Source organism: uncultured Fluviicola sp., assembly GCF_902168135.1.
Lineage (GTDB): Bacteria > Bacteroidota > Bacteroidia > Flavobacteriales_D > Crocinitomicaceae > Fluviicola.
Genome location: NZ_CABHOL010000003.1, coordinates 1 through 25,566, shown reverse-complemented (window position 1 = coordinate 25,566; position 25,566 = coordinate 1). Strand labels below are relative to the sequence as shown.

The window sequence follows — 25,566 nt, the reverse complement described above, 5'->3', positions numbered from 1 at the left end:
AATTGCATGGTATGGAAACAATTGGTCTGCGTTATTTCAATGTATTCGGCCCTTTCCAGAACCCGAATGGTGTTTATGCTGCCGCTATTCCGAAATTTTTGGATAAAATGCTCCGGGGTGGTGAGATCGTGGTCAACGGAGATGGAGAGCAATCACGTGATTTTACTTATGTGAAAAATGCAATTCACGCAAACCTGCTGTCCCTAATCTCAGAGAATGATCAGGCATTCGGACAAGTTTATAACGTAGCTTGCGGGCGCAGTTTGACTTTAAATACTGTGATTGAAAGCCTGCAGGAAGGATTGAAAGAATTGGGAATGACACCGAAACATACTCTGACTTATGGTCCGCCAAGAAAAGGTGATATCAAAGATTCATTGGCCTCAACAGCTAAGATGGAGCAATATTTGAATTATAAACCCGTATATACTTTTGAAGAAGGGATCAACGAATACCTTCGTCATGTGTTACAATGCAAATAAAAGCGCTCAAATCTGACTTTGTAAAATCAGTACTTACTTTAATGACAGGTACTGCAATTGCTCAGTTGATCGCTTACCTCATTTATCCTGTCCTTACACGGATTTATTCCACTGCCGACATGGGTGAGTTGGGAGTTTATACTCGTTTGGTGGCTTTTATTGCGGCCATTGCTACTGCACGCTATGAAGCAACCTTGCCGATAGCTAAACAGGACAATCATGCATTTTCACTGTACCGCTTATCGTTTCGGATTTCACTGATCGTATTGACTGCAGTTTTTTTAGTAGGAATGACCTATTTCCTCTTTAAGCCTTACAATTTCTCTAATTATGTCTTCCTGATTGTTTCCGTATTGAGCGCTTATGTGAGTGTTTGGATCAATCTGGGAACGAATTGGTCTGTCCGGAAGAAACTTTTCAGACAGATTTCTGTTCAGCGCATGGTGAACTCTGTTTCCGTGAATTTTCTCCGTTTGATCTTTGGAGTGTTGAATTGGGGAGCATTCGGATTGATCTTCGGAACATTGCTTGGTTCGTTTTTGTCCATTTTTGCGTTCGTAAAAACCTTTTTATCGAATAAGAAAGGTCATGCTTCTACCGCTGATTTGAGAAGAATGCGCATCCTGGCAAAGGAATACAGATCATATCCGGCTGTTTACCTGCCGCATGTTTTACTTGATTTGGCGGTTGATCTGGCATTGGCAGCGTTGATTGTTGAGTTTTACGGCAAGGGGACATTCGGTTCGTATAGCTATGCTTATTTGATGCTGAAGTTGCCTTTGGGATTATTCGGACAATCGTTGGGACAGGTTTTCTTCAATAAGAGCTCCGAAATGTTTCATAAAAAACAATCAATTTATGCATTGACGCTTAAAACAATTCGAACATTATTCTTTCTTTCCATTGTTCCGTTTACGGTGCTTTTCTTTTTCGGAAGTGAATTGTTCGGATTTGTTTTCGGAGAACGTTGGGCTGAAGCAGGAAGAATAGCAGAAATACTGGCTCCGGCACTGATGTTGAATTTTATGGTTTCCCCGATTTCGTCTTTGTCGCTTGTTTTGTCAAAGCAGAAACTCATGTTTGGTTTCGGATTGGCGGTTGCGTTTTTCCAGCTCTTCAATTTCGGGGTGCTTCCAATCCTGTTGAGCCTGTTGGATAAATTTCAGATCACAAATCGTAGTTTTGACCCTTTCCATTGGATACTGGGTTTTAATTCAATCCTGCTCTCTGTTGTTTACCTGGTGATCATTCTGCTCTTTTTGAGAATGACCAAAAGGATGCATGCGGATGGGCATAAACAGTATATTTGATAGTAGATCCAAAGTTCAAGAGTTCAAAAGTTCAAACGTGGAATTTTGATGAATTGGAACCTTTTGAACACTTTTAACCTTTTGAACTTGTATGATAGTAATTGTAGATTATGGTTTGGGAAATTTGGGTTCGATCCGGAACATGCTTGAGTTTATCGGATTTGATGCAGTTGTCTCAAGCGATAAAGAAACCGTTTTAAAAGCAGACAAGTTGATACTTCCGGGAGTAGGATCGTTTGATCAGGGTATGATAAACCTGCGTGAAAGGGAATTAATCCCGGTTTTGAACCAGCGCATATTGACGGATAAAGTACCTATTTTGGGAATTTGTTTGGGAATGCAGCTCTTTGGTTTAAAAAGTGAGGAAGGAAGCCTTCCTGGGTTGTCCTGGCTCGAACTGGAAAGTAAAAAATTCAATCCTCCCGACCCGCTATTGTTTCCGGTTCCGCATTTAGGCTGGGAATATGTTTCTGTTAAGAACAACGGTAGTAAGCTTTTAAAAGGATTCGATGATGAAACAAAGTTCTATTTTGCCCATTCCTATTATGTCAGCTGTAAAAACCGCGAAGAAGTTCTTTTGGAAGCAAATTACATCCATTCTTTTGACGCATCTGTCCAAAAAGAGCACATTGCAGGGGTTCAGTTTCATCCGGAAAAAAGCCACAAGCACGGCATGCAGTTATTAACCAATTTTGTTTCACATTTCTAATGGCTTTACCAAGATGTATTCCGGTGCTTTTGCTTCAGGGCGGAGCTTTGGTAAAAACCGTACGGTTCCAAAATCCAAGATATATCGGCGATCCGTTAAATGCCGTCCGGATTTTCAATGAAAAAGAAGTGGATGAATTGGTTTTCCTGGATTTGGATGCTTCTGTCAAAGGAACTTCGATCCCGTTTCAGCTGCTGGAAGAAATTTCGGGAGAATGTTTTATGCCTTTATCTTACGGAGGAGGGATAAAAACTATGGAAGATATTCGCCGGATCATCCAAATCGGGATTGAAAAAGTAATCATTGGAACCGAAGCGGTAGAGAACCCGGCATTTGTAAAACAAGCGGTTGTAGAATTCGGAAGTTCCACTATTTGTGTTTCACTGGATATTCAAAAAACAGCCATCGGTTATCAACTCTATACGCGGTCGGGAACAAAACTAATACAGAAAGATCCGATTGATTTTGCACAGGAATTAGAGAAATTCGGCGTTGGTGAGTTATTGGTCCATTCGATCGATAGAGAAGGAATGCAGAATGGTTATGACCTGGATTTGGTCCGTACGCTTCGTAAGGTTGTGAAAATCCCGATTATAGCAAGTGGCGGTGCAGGAACATTGGAACATTTGTGTGAAGGTGTTCAAAACGGGGCTTCTGCAGTTGCGGCGGGAAGTATGTTTGTGTTCTATGGAAGACATCAGGCGGTATTGATTTCTTACCCGGATCAGACCGCTTTAAAAAGAATTTATTCAAGTATTCAAAGGAAATAACTTATTTTGTTCTCGATGGGAAAATTGAAAATTGTCACAATACTCGGAGCCAGACCTCAATTCATTAAGGCTGCGGCGGTTTCTTCTGTATTCAGTGAACATTTTGAAGAAATCTTAGTGCATACCGGTCAGCATTATGATCCCAACATGTCGAATGTTTTCTTTGAAGAACTCCATATTCCCAAACCAAAATACCATTTGGAAATAGGTTCGGGGTCACATGGGGTTATGACGGGAGCAATGCTCACAAAAATCGAAGAAGTACTCGAAACCGAAATGCCGGATTTTGTGCTGGTTTACGGTGATACGAATTCTACGTTAGCGGGAGCTTTGGCCGCTTCAAAAATGCTTATTCCGGTTATTCATGTGGAAGCTGGTCTTAGAAGTTTTAATAAGGCCATGCCCGAAGAGCAAAATCGCATTTTAACCGATCATATATCCCAATTATTGTTTGCGCCCACACAAACTGCAGTGAAAAACCTCAAACATGAGGGAATCAGCAGTGGTGTGCACCTGGTGGGAGATGTCATGTATGACGGAATCTTGTATTTCAGTGATATTGCCAGGAAAAAAAGCACTATTTTGTCAACTTTGGGGCTTTCCGAAAAGGAATACATTCTTTGTACAGTCCATCGGGCAGAAAACACCAATGATCCGGAACGGTTAAAATCAATAGTAAACGGGTTGAATGCCGTTCGAGAGAAAATCGTGTTGCCGCTTCATCCACGGACAAAAAAATGCCTGCAGGTTTATGGGATACAGCTTGCAGATCATATTCAGGTTATTGATCCCCTTGGCTACCTGGATATGGTAATGCTTGAATCATCTGCCAAAAAGATAGTGACAGACAGTGGTGGAATCCAAAAAGAAGCCTTTTTCCTGGGGGTGCCCTGTATAACTTTGAGAGAAGAAACCGAATGGCTGGAAACTGTTGAGAATGGCTGGAATGTGCTGGTTGGTGCAGACGAACAAAAAATAGTTGGTGCCATTACGGGTTTTAATCCCCATGAAGAGAGAGGCAATTATTTTGGAAAAGGAAATGCTGCTGCTGAAATTGCAGCCATTATTCGTAATACACTAAAGAATTAAAATGAATACAATCAAGTTGTCTGTCATTATTCCGTGCAGGAATGAAAGTATTTATATCGAAGAATGTATCCATGCAATTTATGCATCACAAATCTCCGATCAGGTGCAGATTTCCGTTTTTATTGTGGATGGAATGTCTGATGACGGAACCCGCGAAAAGATTCATTCATTACAGGCGACATACGAAACCCTGAAGTTGATCGATAATACCAGGCAATTGACTCCATATGCATTTAATTTGGGTATTTATGCGGATATGGCTGCTGATTACATCCAGATTGTCGGAGCAAGACATATTTTAAGCCCGAATTATTTGAGCGAATGTCTGAACCAATTGCAAACCGATTCCGCTACCTGGTGTGTCGGTGGAAAGATCGTTAACCAATACATCAATAAAACAGGGGAACACATTGCGAAAGCCATGTCGACCAGTTTTGGAATGGGATTGGGGAATTTCCGGACGTTAAACGAATCGGGTTATACGGATACAGTTACCAGCCCGATGTACCCGATGTGGGTTTTTGAGAAGATTGGGTATTTTGACGAAGAATTGGTGCGCAATCAGGACGATGATTTTAACTACCGGGTCTCGAAAAACGGAGGTAAGATTTTTTTTCATGCGGGTATTCATCTTAAATATTACGTTCGTGGAAATTTGAAACAACTGTGGAAACAATTCATGCAGTATGGCTATTGGAAAGTATATGTAAATAAGAAACACAAAGCTGTTACGACACTTCGGCAGTTGGTTCCGCCGTTATTTGTATTGTTTTTAATACTCCTCCCGTTTTCATTTTTGGTCCATCCGCTAATTGGCATGATAGGGCTTGGGTTCCTGGGACTCTATGTGCTTTTGGACCTGCTGGTGACCACAAAAATTGCCGAAGGAGTTTCTGAATTCAATAAAATCCTGATCATTTTTCCCATCCTGCATATCAGTTACGGTTGGGGATACCTGAAAGGAATAGCAGCCTTTTTGATTGCTAATAAGAAGCCAGGGGACAAGTACAAAAAAATGTCCCGATAAAAACTATTTTTTACCTTTGAATTTAAATTTTCCAAATGATTCCATTTTCACCGCCCCGCATAGATCAGCGCGTAATCGATGAGGTAACAAGTGCCTTAACTTCCGGCTGGATCACAACCGGTCCGAGAACAAAGCTGTTCGAAAAACAATTGACCGAATATTGTGGCAATAAATGCACGGTTGCCGTTTCTTCCTGGACAGCGGGAATGGAAGTAGTACTGCGTTGGTGGGGAATCGGTCCGGGTGATGAAGTGATCATTCCTGCGATTACATACTGTGCTTCGGCAAACGTAGTGATACATACAGGTGCAAAACCGGTGATGGTAGATATCAATCCGGATGATTTTAATATTTCAGTGGAAGCAATCCGGAAAGCAATTACTCCAAGAACCAAAGCGATTATGCCTGTTGATATTGCAGGATTTCCCTGTGATTATGATGGGATTTTTGAAATTGTGAATGATCCGGAGATCAAAAGCATGTTCCAGCCGAATTCGGACTTCCAAAAACAATTGGGACGTATCCTGGTTGCAGCAGATGCCGCGCACTCTTTCGGTGCGACTTATGGCGGAAAACGCTCGGGAGCAATTGCAGACGTAAGTTGTTTTTCTTTTCATGCTGTAAAAAATCTTACGACGGCTGAAGGAGGTACCATGTCCATTAACCTGCCTGATGGGTTTGATCACGCCGAAATTTACAAAGACCTATGCGTGAAGATCCTTCACGGACAAAATAAAGATGCTTTGGCGAAAGCTCAGAAGGGCAACTGGCGCTATGACGTAACGGAGCCCGGATTCAAATGCAATATGACAGATATTCAGGCGGCAATCGGTTTAGTGGAACTGGACCGTTTCCAGGAGAATTTAGACCGGAGAAAAGCCATTTGCCTGGCTTATAACGAAGGATTGAAAAATGAATCCTGGGCGGTTCTACCGAAAATGAAGGATGAGAAACGCGAAACCTGCTATCATTTATACCAGCTTCGCATAGCAGGTGCTTCAGAGCAGCAAAGAGATGCAATTATTCAGGCAATCTTTGATCAGGATGTTTCTGTGAATGTTCATTTTCAACCGCTTCCTGTTTTGACAGCTTACAAAAGCAGAGGTTACAAGATGGAAGATTACCCGGAAGCCTGGGATAAATACTCCAATGAGATTACTTTGCCGGTTTATTTTGACCTGACGGATGCACAAGTACAAATCGTAATCCGGGCTGTTAAAAATGCAGTAAAACAAGTGATGGGATAATGAAACGTCTTTTTGACATATGCGTTTCTTTCTTGGTGCTGATGCTCTTTCTGCCATTCGGGATCCTGATATCCATTGCGATTCTTTGCGAAAGTAGGGGTGGTGTTTTTTACAGGCAGCAGCGTGTTGGAAAGAACGGTATTCCTTTTTGTTTGTGGAAATTTCGAACCATGCGTGTTAATGCGGATAAGCTGGGAAAACTGACAGTTGGCATGCGCGACCCGAGAATTACACGGGTGGGCTACTTTATCCGCAAATCAAAGCTCGATGAATTTCCGCAGTTTATCAATGTTTTAATGGGGGAAATGAGTGTGGTTGGTCCGCGCCCGGAAGTGCAGGAATACGTAGATCTGTATACACCGGAACAGCGTGAGGTACTTTCTGTAAAACCAGGGATTACCGATTATGCGTCATTGGAATATTTCAAGGAGAATGAGTTGCTGGGCCAATCTGAAAACCCGCGGGAAACTTACATCCATGAAATTATGCCGGCCAAAATCGCGTTGAATAAAAAATACATCGCAAATCCAACCTTAAGACAGGATATCAAGATTATGTGGCTGACGTTTTTGAAAATGGTTAAATAGTTCAAATGTTCAAATGTTCAAATGTTCAAATGTTCAAATGTTCAAATGTTCAAATGAAATATTTAAACTCTTTGAACCTTCGAAGTTCGAAGAACGAAGAAGATTTGAACTCTTTTTGAACCTTACTTCTTAAACACCAGATAAACCGCAATCAAAATCAGCAAAAAAGCCAGTGCGTGATTCCATTTGAGAGCTTCATCCTTAAAAAAGATCAGGGAAAAGACCATGAAGATGAGTATGGAAGCAACTTCCTGGATAATTTTCAACTGTATAAGTGAAAACGGACCGCCATTTCCCTGGTATCCCAGTTTGTTTGCAGGAACCATGAAAATGTATTCAAAAAAAGCAATTCCCCAACTGATCAGGATCGTTGTGGCGAACACCCAAAAACCGGTTTTCTTTGCCTCCGGATTTTCCCTTAAATGCCCGTACCAGGCGTAAGTCATGAATGAATTGGAGATAAGCAGTAATGCAATGGTAAGAAGCGCTCTCATGATTCGTTTTTCTTACAAATGTAAAATATGCTTATGAACTCTGATAGAAGGTAGGTACGTAATGCATTGTGTACCTACCGATATTGTCAATTCTTATAAACGTTTTTCTTTTCGATACGTCCGTCGACACTCTCGATGTATACAAAAATCCATCCTTGCGGAAGATCATGTAATGAGAAACACCAATTCGGCATCGCATGATTTTTCAAAACCTGGCCGTTCAGATCGATCAAAGTAATGTCTTTAATCTCGATAGAGGAAGTAACCATTAATAAGTCACTGGTTGGATTCGGATAAACTTTTAAGTCCCAGGAAGGTAATAATTGACTCTCTTCCGGTGGTTCCGACATTTGTGCGTGTAACGAAGTGGAAATAAGGAATAGTCCACTTAGTAAAACTAAGGTTTTCATGGTATTTTGGATTTAACCTTATAATTCCCGAAAATTTTGAATGTTACATTATTTCGATAAAAAAGTTCAAAAGTTCAAAAGTTCAAAAGTTCAAAAGTTCAAAAGTTCAAATAACCCCTTAAAAGTATTTTGCTTTAAACCCTTTGAACCTTTTTGAACATTTTCTACTTTTAAAGCATGGTAAAACCCATTAAACTCTCAGAAGCAAATGCCGATTTTTTTGACCGGGTGTACCAGGTTGTACAATTAATCCCGAAGGGAAGAGCGACTTCTTACGGTGCCATTGCCAAATACCTGGGTGCAAAAAGTGGGAGCCGGATGGTTGGCTGGGCAATGAACGCCGCGCATAATATTCCGGATGTACCTGCTCAGAGAGTGGTAAATCGAAATGGCATGTTGACAGGAAAAATGCATTTTGAAACACCCACACAAATGGAAGAACTGCTTCTCATGGATGGTATTTCCGTTGAGAACGACCAAATCGTTAATTGGAAAGAAGTTTTTTGGGACCCCTTAACGGAGTTGAAGATTGACTAAGGGAACTTTGAAATAAGTTTTTGATCATCACTAACCCTGATTTCGCAATCACTGCGGTAATCAGCAATCTGTTCATTGAAGAGTTCTTCATTCCCGGAAAGATGTGCGCGGAATGAAAGTTCCTTTTGAATAGCTTCAAGGGCCGCATAACTGTAAGAAATGGTTTCCATTTCTCCCATTTGGTTCAGTAAGTTCCGCTCTTTCTCGACTAATTTTTTTGCATGCTCAACCTGGCGCTCATATTCCGACTGGCATGAACTCATTAACGCAAGAATTGAAATGACTTGTAGTAGATTTTTCCATCTCATGTATCAAAGGTAAGCACAATTCAATTAATTAAAAAAATCTGTTGTTTTCCCAAAACAGTTAAATATTCATTTTTTCTGATAAAATATTCAAATTAATAAACACACCATTCCATTTTACACTCAAGAATCCTGCTTACATTTGTAAAAGCATGATTTTGGTAACCGGTTCAACTGGACTTCTCGGATCACATGTAGTGGTTGAATTGCTTCATAAAGGCTATGAGGTAAGAGCGCTATATCGTGATGAGACAAGGAAACAGGTTGTTTATCGATTACTGGATTTTTATTATCCGGAAGAAAAAGAGACGCTGCTTCAAAATCTGTACTGGTTTAAGGGAGATGTTCTTGACCTGTCAGATGTGGCGGATTCTCTGGTTGGAATCGCAAAAGTGGTTCACTGTGCAGCTCTTGTTTCTTTTCACCGCAGGGATTTTAATATGCTTTTCAAAGTCAATAGACGTGGAACCGCCAATATGGTCAATTTCGCACTGGATGCTAATGTTAGCCAATTCATTCATGTGTCTTCCACTGCAGCTATAGGAAGTGATTCTCAATTTACCGATGGTTTAAAACGCGAAAGCAACAGATGGAATCCTAATGATGAGGTAAGCGGTTATTCGCTGTCAAAATTCAGTGCGGAAAAGGAAGTCTGGAGGGCAAGTGAAGAAGGCTTGAATGTTTCAATTGTAAATCCGAGTGTGATGTTTGGTCCCGGCTCATGGGAAGAAAGCTCACTCAAAATCTTTAGAACCCTCCATGAAGGATTGAAGTACTATACGAAGGGTTCCAATGCGTTTGTAGATGTGCGGGATGTTACAGCGGTGATCCTAAGACTTATTGAAACGGAAAATACAGGCGAACGCTACCTGGTAACCGGTTCCAATTTGACGTTCAAAGAATTGTTCGATCAGATTTGTAAGCAGTTGGGTGTTAAAGCTCCATCTAAATTGGCAGGACCATTCTTAACGGGTTTAGCCTGGCGTTTATCAGGAATTATCGGAAGGATCCGGGGGAAAAGACCTACAATCACCAAAGAAAGTGCCCGGAGCTCGCAAAATGATTCCAAATTTTCCAATGAAAAACTGCAGCGTGATTTTCCGGATTTTGAATTTACTAAACTGGAAGATACCATCTCTATTACAATAAAAGGACGGTTTTAGTATTCAATATTTTGAATTAGTTCTTGCTGTTAAATAAATCGGTATTGATCTGTTCTATGTAATTCAAAAGCTTTTCACGTCCGAATTGTGATTCGCTGGAAGTCGTAAATACCGGAGGCAGGGCTTCCCAATACTTCAACATTTCTTTTTTATAAGCAGCAAGGTTTTTCTGAAGCGCTGAGCTGGAAAGTTTGTCAATTTTGGTAAAGACCATGGAGAAAGGCAGCTGTTCTTCAGCACACCAGGTCATGAATTCCAGGTCGATTTTTTGTGGTTCCAAACGTGAATCGATCAAAACAAAGATGTTAATCAGCATTTCACGCTTGGTCAAATACTCGGAAATGAATTTTTCCCACTGATTTCTGCTCGATTTGGAGGCTTTTGCATATCCGTAACCCGGAAGATCGACCAAATACCACTCATCATTGATTAAAAAGTGATTGATTAACTGTGTTTTTCCCGGTTTTCCGGAGGTTTTGGCAAGGTCCTTTTTATCGACTAACATGTTGATCAAAGAAGATTTTCCTACGTTCGATCTTCCGATAAATGCATATTCCGGTTTGCCATCTGTCGGACAAAGTTTAATATCGGTATTACTGATAACGAATTTGGCTTCTTTGATAATCATTGCTCATTTGTATTTGGCTGCAAAGTTACGAGAATAATTTGGCTTTTATCGGTTTGAGTTTCGGACAAGAGCATGGAATCCTCATTCTCGCTCTCATTTTCATTCTGTAGTAAAATACGGCAAATGAAGTATTGAATGGTTTCTTTCGATGGGATAAGTTTGCGGTAACCAATAAATGATATCCTATGAAAAATTCAAAAACAACCTTATTTGTTTTGCTCTGTTCGCTGAGTGTGGTTATGTCTGCCTGTAAAAAAGAAGATATTATCCCTGAAGAACCGACGCCAGCCCCCGTAAGTACACCGGCAGGGAGCACAACGCCTGTGCCAGCCAACGCCGACGGTGTTATGTGGGCGATCAAATCTTCCAGTACTGTTCAGGGCTTTACTATTGAAATCGGCACTGCGGTGGGGGTTTTTATGAACGGAACAACTGATTTAGTAGATGTGGGTGCTGTTTCGGTGAATTCCCAAAACCTGACAAAAGCTTCTAATAATGCATATACTTTTACCCCGGGTCAAACAATGCCTACCGGATTGGATTTCTCTTCCGCTACGGATTGGTCTGTTGCAGGAGGAAGCGGACATACCGGATTTACCTACGATGCGGGTTCGCTGGTGTTCCCAACAGGGTCTGCAATTACAAGTTCTGCTACTGTAAACAGAGCAAACGGTTATACGTTGACTTCATCTAATGTTTCAGGAGCTGATTCTACCCTGTTTATGGTGGGGAATGTATCTAAAACAGTCGTTGGAAGTGCTAACTCCTGTACATTCTCGGCTTCTGAGTTGAGCGGATTAAGCGCTGGTAGTTCGGTGGTGATGATTGTTCCTTACAAATTAATGCAGGCAACAATTAACGGGAAGAATTATTACTTCGGAAAAGAACGTGTGAACCAATTGGCCGTTACAATCGAATAATTAAAACCAAAACCAACCTGTAAACGTGGGAGAGAGTTATCTTCCACGTTTTTTGTTTCTGAATTTTCGGAATACCTTTGCGGGCTTAAGTGGGAATTTTGAACAAAGAATCAGTTAAAGTGCTTTTTGAAGACGAATGGTGTTTGGTAGTTTTTAAGCCGAATAACCTGATCGTACACCATTCTTACTATGCGCGGAACATCGAAGAAACATCCTTGACTGATTTGATCAGGGAGCAGGGGTGGTCTGAAGCTTGTCCGGTGCACCGCCTGGATAGAAAAACGTCCGGATTGCTGTTGTTTGCAAAACAACCGGCCTGGGTGTCTGATTTCCAGAGTTTATTTAAGAACGGGGCAATCGAGAAGAAGTACCTGGCGCTGTTGCGGGGTCATTTGGAAGCTGAAGGAGAGATCAGTTCACCGGTGAAAAATGACCGGGGGAATTATAAGGAAGCCAAAACTTTATTCAAATGCCTGGAGCATTTTGACAGGGATTATGTTATTCCTCCTTATGAAAAGCAGCGTTACAGTTTGGTGGAAATGATTCCCGTAACGGGGAGAATGCATCAATTACGCATTCATGCCAATAAGATAGCTCATCCGATTATCAATGATCCCAAATACGGGAATCGGCATCACAACCATTATTTTCAAAATGAGCTTGGGATCCATGAATTGTTCCTGCATGCCAATAGTTTGAAGTTTGAACACCCGTTTGCAGGTGGTCAAATCGCTTTGCAGGTACCGCTTCCTGATTTTTGGAGAACATTTTTAGAGCCTTAACAGCATGCTTGTTTTACTTGTCTCCAATAAGGCACAGCTTGCATTTGAAGCAAAAAAGAAAAAGCCCCGATATCGCTACCGAGGCTTTTCTACTACAACTTAACCTAACTAACTCTTGCGTAAGAGTATCTTAAAGACTTGCTATTTTGCGCTGTTTGAATAGCAAGTACTTTCTATCTTTAGTATCGAATAGTGTCTTCCTGGTGAATAGACTGGAAAATTAATTTGTTGTTCTAAATTTCCCAGTCATATTCAATTTTTTAAAAGTCATCTAATACCTGCCAGACAACGCTCCTGTTTCCTTGACAAACGGTGTGCCCAAATCAGTTTTCCGACTCTTTTTGCGAATAGTGTATGACAAAGGTAAATACTTTGTAAAGCCTGTGCAACCGTATAAATACTGAAAATGCAAATGTGGTTTTCCGCAAGTAAAACGATTTTGTATCAAATAATTTGATGAACTTGTAATTCAAGCTCCTCAAAACTAATATGATCCAGTTGCGGATCAAGTTCAAGAACTGCCTGATCGAATTTTAATTGAATCAATATATCTTCAGGAATTGTTTCAATGTTTTCAACCGATTTCTGCTGGTAAGCCCGCAGAATGCTTTTTGATTTGCTGGCCCAGGAGCCGATCGTAACCCCGATGTAAAGAATTCCTGCGAATCGCTTGGAGCATCCGCCATAAATGCAGGCTTCATAGAACATTTTGTCGGCGGCCCGTCTTTCATTATAGCTGATAGGATCAGGATTGGTGCCTTCCCCTACAAAATAATCATGAATAATGGACGCGAACCGATAAGGTCCAACATAAGGGCATCCGACAGAGCTCCATAGAGGTTTTGGAATGGTGGCTCCATTTAGAAAACTTCCTTTCGGTGCCAGCCAGGTTTTTCCGGAGCTGTCAATGAAACCGAAATCTTCCATCAGTTTCATGTTTCGTTCTCCTTCCCATAAAGTAAGTGGTGTTCCGATAAATTGTTCCATAAGTAAATAGTGTTAATGCCTTAAAACTATTAAAAATTAACAGTTTACAAAGGTTTCTTGCTTTTTTTTCGTCAGGTGAAAATGTCAGTTCCAGAAGGAAATGAAAAAAATCTGCCCGAAATCCACCCATTCCCACAGAAGTTGTTGAAAAATAATACAGAAGAAGATGAAAAAAAGGTATAAATTGAGTGAAGTAATTGAAAACGTGGCAAAAAGAAGACTCATATTAAAATATCAATCACTCTCAGGATTGCTTGCAAGCGAAAAAACTAACTCGATGATTTGGTTCGAGTCCAGTTTGGAAAAGGACTTTGCAATTGCACTGGAATTCCATACGTTGGTTAACTATTATGAGGAGCAGCCGCTGGTGATTGAATATTGGGACGGTGAAAAATTGCGAACTTATACTCCTGATTTTCTTGTTCATTTCCACGAAAACGAAAATTTTAAATCATGGCTTTGTGAAGTCAAGTATAAAGCAGATCTCCGTGACAATCTTCCTAAGTACAAGATGAAGTTTAAAGCGGCCATGGATTATTGCAAACAGCAGGGCTGGGAGTTTAAGTTGATCACTGAAGATTATATACGGACGACATTCCTAGAGAACGCGAAATTCCTGATGCGCTATAAATACGATATGGTCGATCAGGGTTGTTACGCACGAATGATGAAAACCATGCAAGATCTGCGATTCACTACTCCGGAGGAATTTATGTTAACGTTGAAAGATGCTCATTTCAATGTGAAGGGCCGTTGTTTATATGCTCTTTGGTACGCTATAAAGATCGGAGAGGTTAATTGTGACACGACTCAAAAACTCACGATGAAAACGGAAATATGGCCCACAACTATAAAATCTATTGTTGATTAATGGAAGAAAGAAAAAACGTCGGGAAACAATACTACTACAATTCCGAGAAGGTTTTGTTAGAGAAATTCCTGGATTTCAAAAAGGGAATTGTGCGTAATGTTCACACACAAGAACTTGAGATTGTAGAGTTGTCTCAGCTGATGACTTCAAATGAAGAGAGTTCTGAAGAGCCACTTTTTCTTGAGGGAGTTTCAGACAAAGATTGGGAAATTGCACAGCAGCGTTTTTCCATTATTGAATCTATTGTAAGAGCTGATCATGAAAGGAAAACTATCCCAAATAGAACAGAGTGGATCAAAGGAATTGCGAAGGAGAATAATATCAGTATGGTGACAATTTATCGCTGGTTGAACGATTACAATGTAACCGGTATGGTTTCGTCATTGGCTCCCCTGGATAAACCCGGAGGAAGGGGAAAGAGTCGTTTGGATGAAACACTTGAACTGATCATCAATGACACGATAAGGGATGTTTACATGACTTCTCAAAAGAAATCACAAACAAAAGTGGTAGAAGAAGTTCAACTGAGATGTCGTAATGCAGGGATTAATGCGCCTCATGAGAATACCATCAGAAACAGGATTGCAAGATACAGCCAAAAACAAAAACTGGAGAAGCGGGCGGGAAAAGTGTTGACAGATAGAAAAGTTGGTCCGGCTCCAGGTACTTTTTCATTAGCTAAACACCCATTGGATGTTGTGCAGATCGATCATACGTTGTTAGATATTATTGTTGTTTCCGATAGGGATCGTGAACCTATCGGAAGACCTTGTATAACAGTGGGAATAGATGTGTTTAGCCGGATGATAACGGGCTTATATATTTCAATGGATCCTCCGGGATCATTAGGCACCGGTATTTGTCTTTCGAATTCGATTCTCCCTAAGGACCATTTATTAGCTAAGTATAATTTGAAAGGTGACTGGCCTGTTTATGGAGTAATGGGTTCCATCCACATGGATAACGCCAAGGAGTTTAGAGGTAATATGTTGAAGAGATCATGTAAGGAATATGGCATTTCAATCAATTGGAGACCCGTTACGAAACCGCACTGGGGAGGATATATTGAACGACTATTGGGAACTTTTGCGAAGGAAACTCATGCATTACCAGGAGCCACTTTTTCTGATCCGAAATACCGGCAAAATTATGATAGCGAAGCTAAGGCCATTATGACACTGGTTGAACTAGAGGAATGGCTTTACACCTATATAGTTGACAAGTACCACCAAAGAATCCATGAAGGGATTGGTACAGCTCCAATTCTTAGATATGCAGAAGGAATCTTTGGTTCTGCACAGTTTGAGGGAATTGGTTTACAGACATTATCATTAGACGAGGAGAAGGTGAAGCTGGATTTCCTGCCGTACTTTGAACGAACCATTCGGAGAACCGGTGTTACGATTGATCACATCACTTATTATCACGATGTTTTCAAGAGATACCTTTACGATTCGGTATCTTTTCGAGGGGATAGTTTTGTGAAAACGAAAACGCCTACAAAGTTTGTCTTTAAAAGGGATCCACGAGACATTAGTAAGATCTATTTCTTTGATCCAACTGAGAAGAAGTATGTTTCTGTGTTTTTGGAAGACAGGAGCAGACCTGGGATAAGTATTTGGGAACATCGTGAAGCCCTGCGTTATATTCGAAAAACGAATCCAAAAGCGGAGATCAACAAGGATCTTATATTTGATGCGATCGAGCGAATGAAAGAAATTGAAACCAGGGCACAAAAAAACAAACGCGAAGCTAAACGGGAGAATCGAGCTAGAAAAGTAGAGGAGTTTACTCCTGCAACTGCTTCTGAACAAACGTATTCTTCTCGTCCGGAAATTGACTTATCTGCTATAAAACCTTTTGACATAGATGAAAACATTTGATTTAAATGATGAACGGATTTTGGAGATCCAAAAAGCAAAATGGATTGGATATTCTAAAGCAAATGAGGTGATCAAGATGCTGGAAGAGCTGCTTGCTTTTCCAAGAACGCACCGGATGCCAAATCTTCTGATCATTGGAGATACCAACAACGGGAAGACTTTGATCGGAAAACGGTTTGAGTCAATGAATCCACCTCGGTTTGTTGATGCTATCGATCCTCAGTCAAATACATCTTATCAGCGAATTGTAATGGAGGTAATGATGATTCAATGTCCACCGGTTCCGAGTGAAAAACGGTTGTACATTTCGATATTGGATAAGCTGCATGTTCCGTATAAAAGTTCTGGAAGGGTTGAATACTTGCAATCTGCTGTTATCGGAGGAATGCGGAGATTGGGAGTAAAAATTCTGATCCTGGATGAGCTCCACAATATCTTGTTAGGCAGTTCTGCTAAACAACGTGAATTCCTGCAGGTAATCAAATTTATTGCAAATGAGCTGGAGCTTTCAATTGTTGGTTCTGGAACAAATGATGCATTCTATGTTGTTAATTCAGATGATCAGCTTGCTAACAGATTTGATAAAGTGATTTTAGGAAAGTGGAAATATGACACGGAATATCTCCGAATGCTGGCTTCTTTGGAGAAAGTGATTGCTTTAAGAGAACCATCCAACCTAATAGAAGAAAAGCTAGCGTTGAAGATCCTGGAAATGAGCGAAGGATTGCTGGGCGAGATTGTTAAAATAGTTCGAAAAGCTGCAGTCCATGAAATCCAATCCGGAAGAGAGAAAATTACCTTGAAGACACTTTCCGAAATTAGTTGGAATGCTCCGTCTATTCGCCGAAGTCGTGAACTCTTGCGTTAAGTGATTATTCAACCCGGAGAAACCAGTCTACTTTATGTTCCTCTGCTCAAAGAGGAATCATTGACTTCCTGGATGTTTCGTTTAGCAAATGCTCATTATTGCGATCTACAGACCTATTTTGAAGGTAGAGTTGCCCCCAAATTACTAAGGCAGATAGATTTCGATGTTAATCCTTGTCAGCTTCTCCTTCAAGAGATTTCCAGGTTCACGCCAATTCCATCAAAGAACTTGCGATCCTTCACTCTCATGAATCCCAAGTTATCAGGTTTTGACAAGTTAATGGATCGAAAGTTTGTTCCCTGGTTGATTGCAAGTACTAGAAAAAAGATTGGAGCATTTGGACTGCGGATTTGTCCTGGTTGCTGGTCCAGAGATAAAATCGCTTACCACCGAATACATTGGCGCTTGTCTTTGTTCTTCTTTTGCCCGGAATGCCGGGTTTACCTTCAGGATCATTGTTCTGTTTGTGATTACCCAATTGTTTATTTCCATCCCGATATCCCAAAATTCGAAGAAGATCCGCTGGATGCTTTGCGTTTTTGCTTTCACTGCAGCAATAATCTGATAGGTGAAGTTATTCCTCTTTCCCTAAAGCATGAAGTCGTTGCAAACCGGGTTTTGAATCTAATGTCCGGGAAAGCAAATTTACCCTGCTCAATTGAGGATTACCTGGTTGTACTCCATTACTTCGCTCAAAGGGCTTTTTCTGAGTATCAGCGTCAAACAGATCTGAAATACCTCATTCAAACAAGAGACCGGTCCCGGTTCCTGGAAGTTAATTCCATTCTCCGGGCCGATTTCATTGATAAAGCGTTTGAAGTTTTTGATGAGTTCCCTGGTATTATATCCAAAACCAAACGCAATCACCTTTCTGTTAAAGCATTTTGGTTGAGAGGGTTTGTGGAGCCGCCGGAGTGGTATTTTCATCGGTTGTTGATAAACGAATAACTATTCATCAATTAAATTTCTGAGGGTCTTTAATTTATGACTTCCAAATTTAGATGCGAAATGCCTAAGTTTATCAAATTTATCTGTCATTTCAGAAACTTCTTTCATGAATGCAACTTTTTGAATTTTCGGATAGTCGGTTGGTAGGCTGCGGTTTATTAAACCATCGACAATGCCGTTTGATTTTTGATTAATTAGTCTTTTAGTTTCCTTAACCTTTTCAATCAATTTATCATCGACAGAATCGTTTATTCTTTTTAGGGTGATATTATCGAAGTATTTACTGATTTGTTTGAATCCCACATGAATTTCCTTATCTCCAGAAGTAATTGTGTACAGATTCATTCGTGAAATTGATTTAATTGTTAATCCAATAATAATAGATGTAATAAATGGAGAGTCAGATAGCTCAATGGAATTAATTTTAAGTTGGTAATAATCAATTAAACACAAAGTTATTATACCAATACTACTATAAAAGAGTCCGTAGAAAATCAGAAATTTAGGTTTTTTGATAAGTAGGGTATAATTCAATTTGTATTTACCAAACAATATTTCAGTGGTGCTTAATAAAAACGCAATGAGAAATACAAGAATGTAATGTAGCCAGATCATTTGTTTCTTATATTATCGTTTAACAAGATTTTATTCCAATCGTCCTTGTATTTCAAATAATTCTGAGCAACAAAAAATTTAAGAATTTGCGTTAGTTCTACCGTTGAGATGTTTGATATAACTGAAAGTTTATAAATGGTTATTGGATGTTCTGTCTCCAAAAGAATTTTTGCGACTTTATTATAGTGATTAATCATGATACAAATCTATATTTTTAATTTTATTAGTTTGCGTAATATTTTGTCCGCATGTTTGGAAAGTGCTTCCCTTACTGTCATATCTTGATTTTTTGCGACAATTATTTCTTTCCCTAAGGTATCCTTTTCGATTGTTTTTTCGGTTTTGATGATATAATGATCTGTTGCATCGATAATGAAATGAGTTCTGATATAATCATCTTCTAAGATTCGTTTTCTCACTCCTTCAGCGGAAATGTAAACGTTGAAAAATTTGCAAATTTCATCTTTTGAAAGAGCTAAATGGGAAGTCTTATGAAGAGTCAAAGTTGTTGTTGTTGAATCACCAGATTCAAATTCAGGCTCCAAAAGATATACATAGCGTTCATCTATTTTGAATTCAATCAGATAAATTAATCGCGAACGTTTAGTGTTGTTTCTAAAAAGGAATGAAGGCTTGGTTCCGGACATCATATTGTATAATTTGAATTTTTCCGGATCTGTATCGAAATTTAAATTTTCATCCGCATACCTTATCGCAAAACGTTCGTCGTAGTTAATCTTTAATTGTGATGAGATTCGTTCGACAATTTTCTCAAAATCCTGAAAGAACCGATCTCTATACATTACCGAGTCTTCAGATTCATCTCTTGGCTGGCTTTGATCATATTTGATTTTCTCTTTTTGATCTTCTTCAAACTGGATTGGATGAACATTACTATTTTTATCACTTTCTTCTGTTTGCAGGGCTCGTTCATCTGCCTTTGTCTCAATGATGATTAAATCTTTAGCTCTATTTGCCTTAGGTTCTTCATTTACTTTAGAATAAGGAATGATTTCAGAATCTTCGGCAAATGATTTCATTAATTGGGAGGTTTCTTCAATAAGTGGATCCAAGTCATTGTTCGTTAAGTCTTCCTCGTTATAATCTTCCGGAGTTCCGGTGTTTATTGTTTTGATTACTTCGTTTGAGTTTTCTGTATTACCCTCGGTCTCTTCATCAGCTGTTTTCTTTTTACTTGGTGTCTCATGATCAACTTCCACTTCGGTAAAATTTCTGTAACCACTACAGTTCAAAATTGCAAAAACCAATAGTCCCCAGGTTCCATCCTCGCGTTGGACCTTTTTTGCACTAAAGGAAAGTTTTTTAAATGTCGATATGGGTAACTGCAAATCCTCGAACGGATCAATTTCTTCTTTGATTAGGAAGGATTGCATTTTCATTGCCAAGTCACGAAATTTTTCTGAAGAAGCAAGATCTGCAACGCTCAGGTATTTATTGTAGGGAACCCCGGATTTTAGTCTGATATGTAATTGATCCCGTTGTTGTTCATTTCTACTCAATAAGGTTTTATCGTTGTCAAATAACTTGTTATGAAAGCTGTTTGCCAGGTTTGACTGAAGTAATTTACTATTGTAGATTCCAATACTGAAGAAAAAGTGTCTGGCAATCTCATAGCAGGGAAATGCAATGAATTGAGTAGTATATGTTTTTCCGTCCGTTGTAAGGGAAAAGCCTTTTTGACTTTCATATATGCACAGTGATGATCGAAAAAGATAATTGCCGGAATTCGTGTTCACAGCAGGATGGAACTTATCTTGAATATATTTTCCATCAGGACTTGAGGATTGTGAAGTATTGCTTTTGAATAATTCACTATTTTTCATAGTAAACGTATCGAAGTAGTCAACCCCTTCAATCATTTTATCATTCTCCCAAACTGATCCGAGTGGAAAAAACTTTATTTGGCTTAGATTGAATTCAATAGTTTGGTAACGGCTTGATGCCATCTTTTTGGGAGAAGGATTTGATTGCGTGATTTCTTGAAAGCTGGCTTTACAGACATAATATGCTTTGGAATTCTTTAAACGAATTCCGTTGATACGTATAACGCGCCATTTCTTGTCCTTTGGAAGATGTAGTGGGTGCATTTATGAATAGTGTAGTGAAAATTAATTAATCGAATCCTTGGGCAAAGAATTCGGAAATGGGAATGTCCAATTTGTTTAATACTTCGATCATTGTCAAATAATTGAGATTTGATTTCCCGGACTCATAGCGGGTATATTGAGCACGTTGTATTTCAAGTTTATATGCAGCGGCTTCTGCCGTTTTATAACCTTTTGCTTTTCGAATTTCCCGTAATCTTTTCCCAAATCTTTCAAGCGCTTCTTGATTTATTTCTTCTCGTTTTGGTTTGTTCTCCATGAAAACAAATAACTCTGAATGTGACTTTTTAATCAACTACTGATAAATAGTCTATTTATAAGTAGAATTATTTATTTTTGCTGAAAAAGTGATTGATTATGTTCGAGTCAAAATATGATGATGATCAAAAGCGTAGAATATTGAATGAGCGAGTGACTGAGAAGCTCACTGTAAGAACTATTTGTGAGAAGTATGATATTACCCCTCCAACTTTTTATTCCTGGAAGTACAAGTTCGGAAATCAAGCTAATTATTCAGCAGATCCAATTGCCGATTCTATTCCGGATTTAGAATCAGAGAATGAAGTATTAAGACGATTATATATTAACCTTTCAGCTCATAATTATGAGCTGGCCAAATTCTTAAACAAATGAAACCTTCACTGAAATTAGTTTCCCTGTTCATCTGTCTATTCAGTCTCATTTCTCTTTCTGGCTGTAGGGAGAAAAGAATGCTAAGATTTGCAGATGGAACTTTTGAAAAGCCGTATCCATCTCCTTGTATTTATACAGACAGCTCCACTCAAATCTTGTATGAAACAATTAAGATCTGGATCGATAGTGAAAAAGAAACAATGTCCTGGAAAGGAGGCTCTACCGAGGGAACTGTTGATATCAAATTAGCTAAATCAGATCGTGGCAGAAAGGATGAACTTCGCCTAAGTATTAATGCTGATAGCGCTTACCAGGATATGCTGCCAAGCGGAGCTTTACCAAATCATGCTTTACTGAAAGATTCAAGGATTTACCTCAATCCAAGTAAAAAACGCATGACTATGTATATTGTTATTGATGGGCATGAGACAATTTATGACTTTTGGAAGTATTAATGTCTTGGTCTTTTTGATCTAAAATCAAAGATTGGTTTCTATTTACATTAATGGTGCTTAGTTTTCAGGTAGTAAACCTAGTTGCTTTGCAATATCTTGCGTGAATTTTGCTAATGGGCGTTTATGAATATCCACATTATTCACATAATTGCCGATTAGGATTCTGTCAATAATTGCTTTATTAGGAAATAATTGCTTGAACATGATTAGATCCCTTTTTTTTGCTTTGCTATAAGCCTCTGCTTTATACACTAATTCTTCTACTATATCCTTTTGCGTTTCATAGACACCCTTAATTGCGAAAAGTGAATTATGTTTTTCAGCAATTTCAACAGATGCATTTTTTCCATCATTAAACTCTACAATTAAATGCTTAAAATCTTTCTCTAAGAAATAATTAATCAATCCAGTCTCATTCAAATTAAAATGAAATTGTTCTAACTCATCCGTCTCAGTATATAGATGAAAATGTGTTTTTAAAGAAACCTTTTCATTACTTTTTGATTTATTACAATTGGAACAAACTGGTAGTAAATTGAAAAATGATGTGCATAAATAGGGGTAACGAGATTTTGGAAAAAAATGGTCCAGCTCCAATCGTGCTTTTCGCTCTTTCTCTTTAGTAACAACAACAGCCAACTGCGCATTACAATAGATACAAGTCTTTGTGCCTATAAAATCAATCATTGCTAAACCTTCTTTTTCTCTCAAAGCATCATATCTCAAGGCATTCACAACTTCATCGCTAAAGAAAGTAGCTTTATTATTTTCAAAAAACAAATTAGAATACACAGAATCAACGTACTCGATTAGTTTTTCCTGAATAGAAGGTGTGCATTTTAGAATGTCAAAATAATTGTATTCAAGAAATAAAAGAAAATCATATTCTCTTGGGCTGGAATGATATTTTAATTTTAGGCGGGTAATTAAGTCAATTGGAAAAGTAAAAGCGTTATTTCCAGTATTTCTTCTTGTACTGAATAATTGCATGGAAAAATTATCTGCAAAAAGGTGTAATTGACTCTCAATTTTTATTCGTCGCATTTTGATCTCTTGATTTTAATAGATGATTTTCTTTTTCCAATTCCTTTATTCTATTAAGCATTGAGGACTTCGATATTTTCCCCTTTTTGATTTCCAACAATTCTTGCAAACGAATTTGGATTAATGGTTCACCAATCATTGAAATAAATGATTGTAATTCATTATCATTTAACTTACATTCTTTTTTCTTTCCGGTAAGATAATTAGCGACTGATAGAATCTCAAGTCTTGCCCATTCACCAATAAAACTTTTATCCAGAAAGAAATCGTTATGAAGCAATTCGTGAATATTTGCTCCAAATGTTTTAGAATTAATTGTAGGAGTACTATCAGGCAATCCTTTTTTTAACCTAAGTACGTTCTGCATAGGAATATCAGATAAAATAAATGGGGAGTGTGTTGAAAAAATGATGTTTATTCCTTCAATTTTCGGCAATTTGGTACGTTTTATTCCCTTTAGCAGTTCATGAATAAAGGTGCGCTGAAATTCTGGGTGAAAGCACAACTCAATTTCGTCAAAAATAAGATTTACATACTTATAGGCGATCTTTGTATTATCCCCGCAATTATGGACGGAGTTCAGATTTCTTAAATGATAAATTGCTGTTTGGAATGTATGTATAAACTGTTGTTCTCCAGAACTCAATTTGTCAAATGATGATTCTGCTCGATCAACTTCAGAATCCTTTACCATAATGGTTGGTTTATACATTGCATTTGGTATTGCTTCAAGACTTTCCTTGCTTAAACTTGAGTTGTTTTTTCGAATTTCTTCTACTGCATCACGATACATATCAAACATAATTGTTGTTTTAAATGCTATATGCTCTGGATTTCTTGGGTTTATAGAACGTTCCCAATTTCCGAAAAAGCAAGAAGCACTTATACTATTTAGTGCTTGTTTCAACTTAAGTGTTACATGACTTTTATCATCTGCAAGAGCTTTCCCAAGTTTTTTCAGATTTTTAAGTGAAAAAGGTTCTTTGATTTCTTTTGATAAATCATTTTCCAGAAACTTAGAGCTATACTCACGTTGCTGAATACATATCTTGAAAACCTTTCTTACTACGTATTTTACAAGGAAATATTTAATTTGTAAAGTTGATATTTCTGTATCATATTCTTGTCTCAAATACTTTGATTTTGAATCTTTTTTTAGTTCATCCAGAAAAGATTTCAATTCGGAAACAGCTTGAGAACTTAGCAATATTTTGCCGATTATTGATTTGGAAATCAAATTGAAAAATGAGAACATATCTAGCTTATGTCTATCATTTAATTTTTTCAAAATTCGATTCATGGGCATGTGCCAGATTGAATCGAACTCTTCAGGAACAATCAATAATTCAATTTTTTCAATTTTCTTTTTCGACACAATAATGGGGGTGGAATTTAGGTTGTCTACAATATTAGATAGCAATCTTGATTGTGCAAGATGGCGTTCTGAGTTTACATTAATGCCTCCATCTTCTCGGTATGGATTAATCACTATTGGAATTTGGTATCCATCATTCTTGTGGAACAGAGGGTTCAACCACATATCAGTTCCACCGCTCAAGCCATATAAAGAGTAATTGACTGCTACTGTATAATGAAAATCAGTTAATAGTTTTTTTCTCTTAAGAGACTTTTCATCCAAGGGTGTGTTGGAAGTTTTTTCTTCTTTAATATGAGGGCTTAAGCACTCATTTTCAACAGCTCCATATCTGTACGTCATTCTGTAAAACATCCCATATAATTCATAAAAAAGATCAATATGTGTATGCTTGAAAATATATTGAAGTTGTTCAATGTCCGTATAAGCAACGGGTTTCTCAATTTTTGAAAAATAGCCTCTTGTAATTGGATCTGTCTCTTTGATCATTTCTAATTCGTTAGAAGCTGAGATCAAGAAGTTAAACAAATAAATAAGTTCATTCAAACTACTCTTACCACTTCCATTTTTACCAACCACTGCTGATATACTGATGTATGGTTTTTTACTACTATAAAGCAATTCAGGTATCCCTCCATCACAAACTATACTTGTGATGGCATCAGATCCATTAACATTAAAGTCAGAGGGACTAATAAACTGATAATTCTGATAGAATTTATAAAGAATATCTTTCTTTAGGCCCTTTAATATATAATCCGGCGTTTCTCCAAGCGCTCGAATAGCCAGCAACTTAAATCCATTCATGTGAATAGTTTATTAATTATTTAATAACTCTTGTAACTGTTCTGCTCCAATTTGAAGAATAAGTTCATGAGCACGTATCAAATCCTTATCACCAATAGTTTTATTTCCCTCAAGTTTCCGAACGATTTTCCAGATAAATCCGGATTGCACAACATCGAATATTCCTGTGGCTTTTCCCCATCTTTCAATTTGGATCCAACCATCCGGGTCGATGCTTTTCACTTGTTCCATCATCGCTTTTATCTGTTCGAGAGATACTTCAGAAGAATTATTTCGCTCCTTCCATTCAAATTCATCGTATAGTTCTTCCTCTGGAATTTTGAATTCACTTAGCGGTTCCCAGATTTTAAGTCGCTTCCAGCAATCTTCTTTCTTTGCCCATTCGCCTATGAGCCCTCCAGGAGCTGTATCTTTCATAAATTGGTTTACTTCCTGCAACATGGTAAATATTGTTGTCTCCAATTCAGGCGAAAGACATTGCTGTTGCCAGATTT

General features: G+C 38.5%; 29 protein-coding genes. 18 read left to right on the top strand and 11 right to left on the bottom strand.

Annotated features, from left to right (window positions below):
- The 8 genes from QZT69_RS00295 to QZT69_RS00260 all read left to right on the top strand — a co-directional run.
- A partial coding sequence (locus QZT69_RS00295; protein ID WP_294669343.1) for an NAD-dependent epimerase/dehydratase family protein occupies nucleotides 1-482 on the top strand: 482 nt, incomplete at its 5' end.
- A 41-nt stretch (nucleotides 483-523) separates the two neighbouring features.
- Entirely contained in the window at nucleotides 524-1,792 is a 1,269-nt protein-coding gene (locus tag QZT69_RS00290; protein ID WP_294669340.1) for a lipopolysaccharide biosynthesis protein, read from the top strand.
- Nucleotides 1,793-1,883: 91 nt separating this feature from the next.
- Nucleotides 1,884-2,501, top strand: coding sequence for an imidazole glycerol phosphate synthase subunit HisH (hisH, locus tag QZT69_RS00285; protein ID WP_294669336.1), 618 nt, complete (start codon nucleotides 1,884-1,886; stop codon nucleotides 2,499-2,501).
- The gene (locus QZT69_RS00280; RefSeq protein WP_294669333.1) at nucleotides 2,501-3,271 is read left to right on the top strand and encodes an AglZ/HisF2 family acetamidino modification protein; all 771 of its coding nucleotides are present in this window, start codon (nucleotides 2,501-2,503) and stop codon (nucleotides 3,269-3,271) included. Before hisH ends, QZT69_RS00280 begins: the two co-directional genes overlap by 1 nt.
- A gap of 15 nt (nucleotides 3,272-3,286) precedes the next feature.
- Complete coding sequence (wecB, locus tag QZT69_RS00275; protein ID WP_294669330.1) at nucleotides 3,287-4,360, top strand: non-hydrolyzing UDP-N-acetylglucosamine 2-epimerase; 1,074 nt, start codon at nucleotides 3,287-3,289, stop codon at nucleotides 4,358-4,360.
- A 1-nt stretch (nucleotide 4,361) separates the two neighbouring features.
- Nucleotides 4,362-5,387, top strand: a complete 1,026-nt coding sequence (locus QZT69_RS00270; protein WP_294669327.1) for a glycosyltransferase family 2 protein — start codon at nucleotides 4,362-4,364, stop codon at nucleotides 5,385-5,387.
- Between the two features lie 35 nt (nucleotides 5,388-5,422).
- On the top strand, nucleotides 5,423-6,634 hold the full coding sequence (locus QZT69_RS00265; RefSeq protein ID WP_294669324.1) for a DegT/DnrJ/EryC1/StrS aminotransferase family protein: 1,212 nt from the start codon (nucleotides 5,423-5,425) through the stop codon (nucleotides 6,632-6,634).
- The gene (locus tag QZT69_RS00260) at nucleotides 6,634-7,221 is read left to right on the top strand and encodes a sugar transferase (protein WP_294669321.1); all 588 of its coding nucleotides are present in this window, start codon (nucleotides 6,634-6,636) and stop codon (nucleotides 7,219-7,221) included. Before QZT69_RS00265 ends, QZT69_RS00260 begins: the two co-directional genes overlap by 1 nt.
- 122 nt (nucleotides 7,222-7,343) lie before the next feature.
- On the opposite strand, the gene QZT69_RS00255 is transcribed toward QZT69_RS00260, so the two are convergent.
- Nucleotides 7,344-7,715, bottom strand: a complete 372-nt coding sequence (locus tag QZT69_RS00255; protein ID WP_294669318.1) for a DMT family protein — start codon at nucleotides 7,713-7,715, stop codon at nucleotides 7,344-7,346.
- Between the two features lie 86 nt (nucleotides 7,716-7,801).
- Nucleotides 7,802-8,125, bottom strand: a complete 324-nt coding sequence (locus QZT69_RS00250; RefSeq protein WP_294669315.1) for a T9SS type A sorting domain-containing protein — start codon at nucleotides 8,123-8,125, stop codon at nucleotides 7,802-7,804.
- 177 nt (nucleotides 8,126-8,302) lie between these two features.
- On the opposite strand from QZT69_RS00250, the gene QZT69_RS00245 reads away from it, so the two are divergent.
- Complete coding sequence (locus QZT69_RS00245; RefSeq protein WP_294669313.1) at nucleotides 8,303-8,662, top strand: MGMT family protein; 360 nt, start codon at nucleotides 8,303-8,305, stop codon at nucleotides 8,660-8,662.
- On the opposite strand, the gene QZT69_RS00240 is transcribed toward QZT69_RS00245, so the two are convergent.
- On the bottom strand, nucleotides 8,659-8,970 hold the full coding sequence (locus QZT69_RS00240; RefSeq protein WP_294669311.1) for a hypothetical protein: 312 nt from the start codon (nucleotides 8,968-8,970) through the stop codon (nucleotides 8,659-8,661). The two genes, QZT69_RS00245 and QZT69_RS00240, sit on opposite strands and share 4 nt — an antisense overlap.
- Before the next feature lie 149 nt (nucleotides 8,971-9,119).
- Between QZT69_RS00240 and QZT69_RS00235 the strand changes: the two genes are divergently transcribed.
- Nucleotides 9,120-10,130, top strand: coding sequence for an NAD-dependent epimerase/dehydratase family protein (locus QZT69_RS00235; protein ID WP_294669308.1), 1,011 nt, complete (start codon nucleotides 9,120-9,122; stop codon nucleotides 10,128-10,130).
- A gap of 16 nt (nucleotides 10,131-10,146) precedes the next feature.
- On the opposite strand, the gene yihA is transcribed toward QZT69_RS00235, so the two are convergent.
- Nucleotides 10,147-10,758 carry a ribosome biogenesis GTP-binding protein YihA/YsxC gene (gene yihA, locus QZT69_RS00230; RefSeq protein WP_294669306.1) on the bottom strand — a complete coding sequence of 204 codons (612 nt, stop codon included), beginning with the start codon at nucleotides 10,756-10,758 and terminating at the stop codon, nucleotides 10,147-10,149.
- Between the two features lie 185 nt (nucleotides 10,759-10,943).
- Here yihA and QZT69_RS00225 point away from each other — a divergent pair, with 185 nt between their 5' ends.
- Entirely contained in the window at nucleotides 10,944-11,678 is a 735-nt protein-coding gene (locus QZT69_RS00225) for a hypothetical protein (protein ID WP_294669304.1), read from the top strand.
- 98 nt (nucleotides 11,679-11,776) lie between these two features.
- Nucleotides 11,777-12,460: an RluA family pseudouridine synthase gene (locus QZT69_RS00220; RefSeq protein ID WP_294669302.1), complete on the top strand. Its 684-nt coding sequence runs from the start codon at nucleotides 11,777-11,779 to the stop codon at nucleotides 12,458-12,460.
- Between the two features lie 444 nt (nucleotides 12,461-12,904).
- Here QZT69_RS00220 and QZT69_RS00215 read toward each other — a convergent pair whose 3' ends face one another.
- Complete coding sequence (locus QZT69_RS00215) at nucleotides 12,905-13,447, bottom strand: DUF1353 domain-containing protein (protein WP_294669299.1); 543 nt, start codon at nucleotides 13,445-13,447, stop codon at nucleotides 12,905-12,907.
- Between the two features lie 277 nt (nucleotides 13,448-13,724).
- Here QZT69_RS00215 and QZT69_RS00210 point away from each other — a divergent pair, with 277 nt between their 5' ends.
- From QZT69_RS00210 to QZT69_RS00195, 4 genes are read left to right on the top strand one after another with little or no spacing between them, the layout of a single operon-like run.
- Complete coding sequence (locus QZT69_RS00210; protein ID WP_294669297.1) at nucleotides 13,725-14,318, top strand: TnsA endonuclease N-terminal domain-containing protein; 594 nt, start codon at nucleotides 13,725-13,727, stop codon at nucleotides 14,316-14,318.
- A complete protein-coding gene (locus QZT69_RS00205) occupies nucleotides 14,318-16,201 on the top strand; it encodes a Mu transposase C-terminal domain-containing protein (protein ID WP_294669295.1) in 1,884 nt (627 codons plus the stop codon). The genes QZT69_RS00210 and QZT69_RS00205 overlap by 1 nt, the downstream gene beginning before the upstream one ends.
- Complete coding sequence (locus QZT69_RS00200; RefSeq protein WP_294669293.1) at nucleotides 16,188-17,069, top strand: TniB family NTP-binding protein; 882 nt, start codon at nucleotides 16,188-16,190, stop codon at nucleotides 17,067-17,069. Before QZT69_RS00205 ends, QZT69_RS00200 begins: the two co-directional genes overlap by 14 nt.
- Nucleotides 17,070-18,017 carry a TniQ family protein gene (locus tag QZT69_RS00195; protein WP_294669291.1) on the top strand — a complete coding sequence of 316 codons (948 nt, stop codon included), beginning with the start codon at nucleotides 17,070-17,072 and terminating at the stop codon, nucleotides 18,015-18,017.
- Here the strand turns inward: QZT69_RS00195 and QZT69_RS00190 are convergent, their stop codons facing one another.
- From QZT69_RS00190 to QZT69_RS00180, 3 genes are all read right to left on the bottom strand, one after another.
- Nucleotides 18,018-18,362 (bottom strand): hypothetical protein, encoded by a 345-nt coding sequence (locus QZT69_RS00190; RefSeq protein ID WP_294669288.1) that lies wholly within the window; start codon nucleotides 18,360-18,362, stop codon nucleotides 18,018-18,020. It abuts the gene before it with no gap.
- Nucleotides 18,363-18,838: 476 nt separating this feature from the next.
- Nucleotides 18,839-20,740 carry a hypothetical protein gene (locus QZT69_RS00185; protein ID WP_294669285.1) on the bottom strand — a complete coding sequence of 634 codons (1,902 nt, stop codon included), beginning with the start codon at nucleotides 20,738-20,740 and terminating at the stop codon, nucleotides 18,839-18,841.
- A gap of 25 nt (nucleotides 20,741-20,765) precedes the next feature.
- Nucleotides 20,766-21,017, bottom strand: coding sequence for a helix-turn-helix transcriptional regulator (locus QZT69_RS00180; RefSeq protein ID WP_294669282.1), 252 nt, complete (start codon nucleotides 21,015-21,017; stop codon nucleotides 20,766-20,768).
- A gap of 98 nt (nucleotides 21,018-21,115) precedes the next feature.
- Here QZT69_RS00180 and QZT69_RS00175 point away from each other — a divergent pair, with 98 nt between their 5' ends.
- Together QZT69_RS00175 and QZT69_RS00170 are read left to right on the top strand one after the other, a co-directional pair.
- On the top strand, nucleotides 21,116-21,391 hold the full coding sequence (locus QZT69_RS00175; RefSeq protein ID WP_294669278.1) for a transposase: 276 nt from the start codon (nucleotides 21,116-21,118) through the stop codon (nucleotides 21,389-21,391).
- A 77-nt stretch (nucleotides 21,392-21,468) separates the two neighbouring features.
- The gene (locus QZT69_RS00170; RefSeq protein WP_294669275.1) at nucleotides 21,469-21,846 is read left to right on the top strand and encodes a hypothetical protein; all 378 of its coding nucleotides are present in this window, start codon (nucleotides 21,469-21,471) and stop codon (nucleotides 21,844-21,846) included.
- A 57-nt stretch (nucleotides 21,847-21,903) separates the two neighbouring features.
- Here QZT69_RS00170 and QZT69_RS00165 read toward each other — a convergent pair whose 3' ends face one another.
- The 3 genes from QZT69_RS00165 to QZT69_RS00155 all read right to left on the bottom strand — a co-directional run.
- The gene (locus tag QZT69_RS00165) at nucleotides 21,904-22,890 is read right to left on the bottom strand and encodes an HNH endonuclease domain-containing protein (RefSeq protein ID WP_294669273.1); all 987 of its coding nucleotides are present in this window, start codon (nucleotides 22,888-22,890) and stop codon (nucleotides 21,904-21,906) included.
- A complete protein-coding gene (locus tag QZT69_RS00160) occupies nucleotides 22,871-25,072 on the bottom strand; it encodes an AAA family ATPase (protein ID WP_294669269.1) in 2,202 nt (733 codons plus the stop codon). The genes QZT69_RS00165 and QZT69_RS00160 overlap by 20 nt, the downstream gene beginning before the upstream one ends.
- A gap of 12 nt (nucleotides 25,073-25,084) precedes the next feature.
- The coding region (locus tag QZT69_RS00155; protein WP_294669266.1) for a hypothetical protein at nucleotides 25,085-25,566 on the bottom strand (482 nt) is incomplete at its 5' end.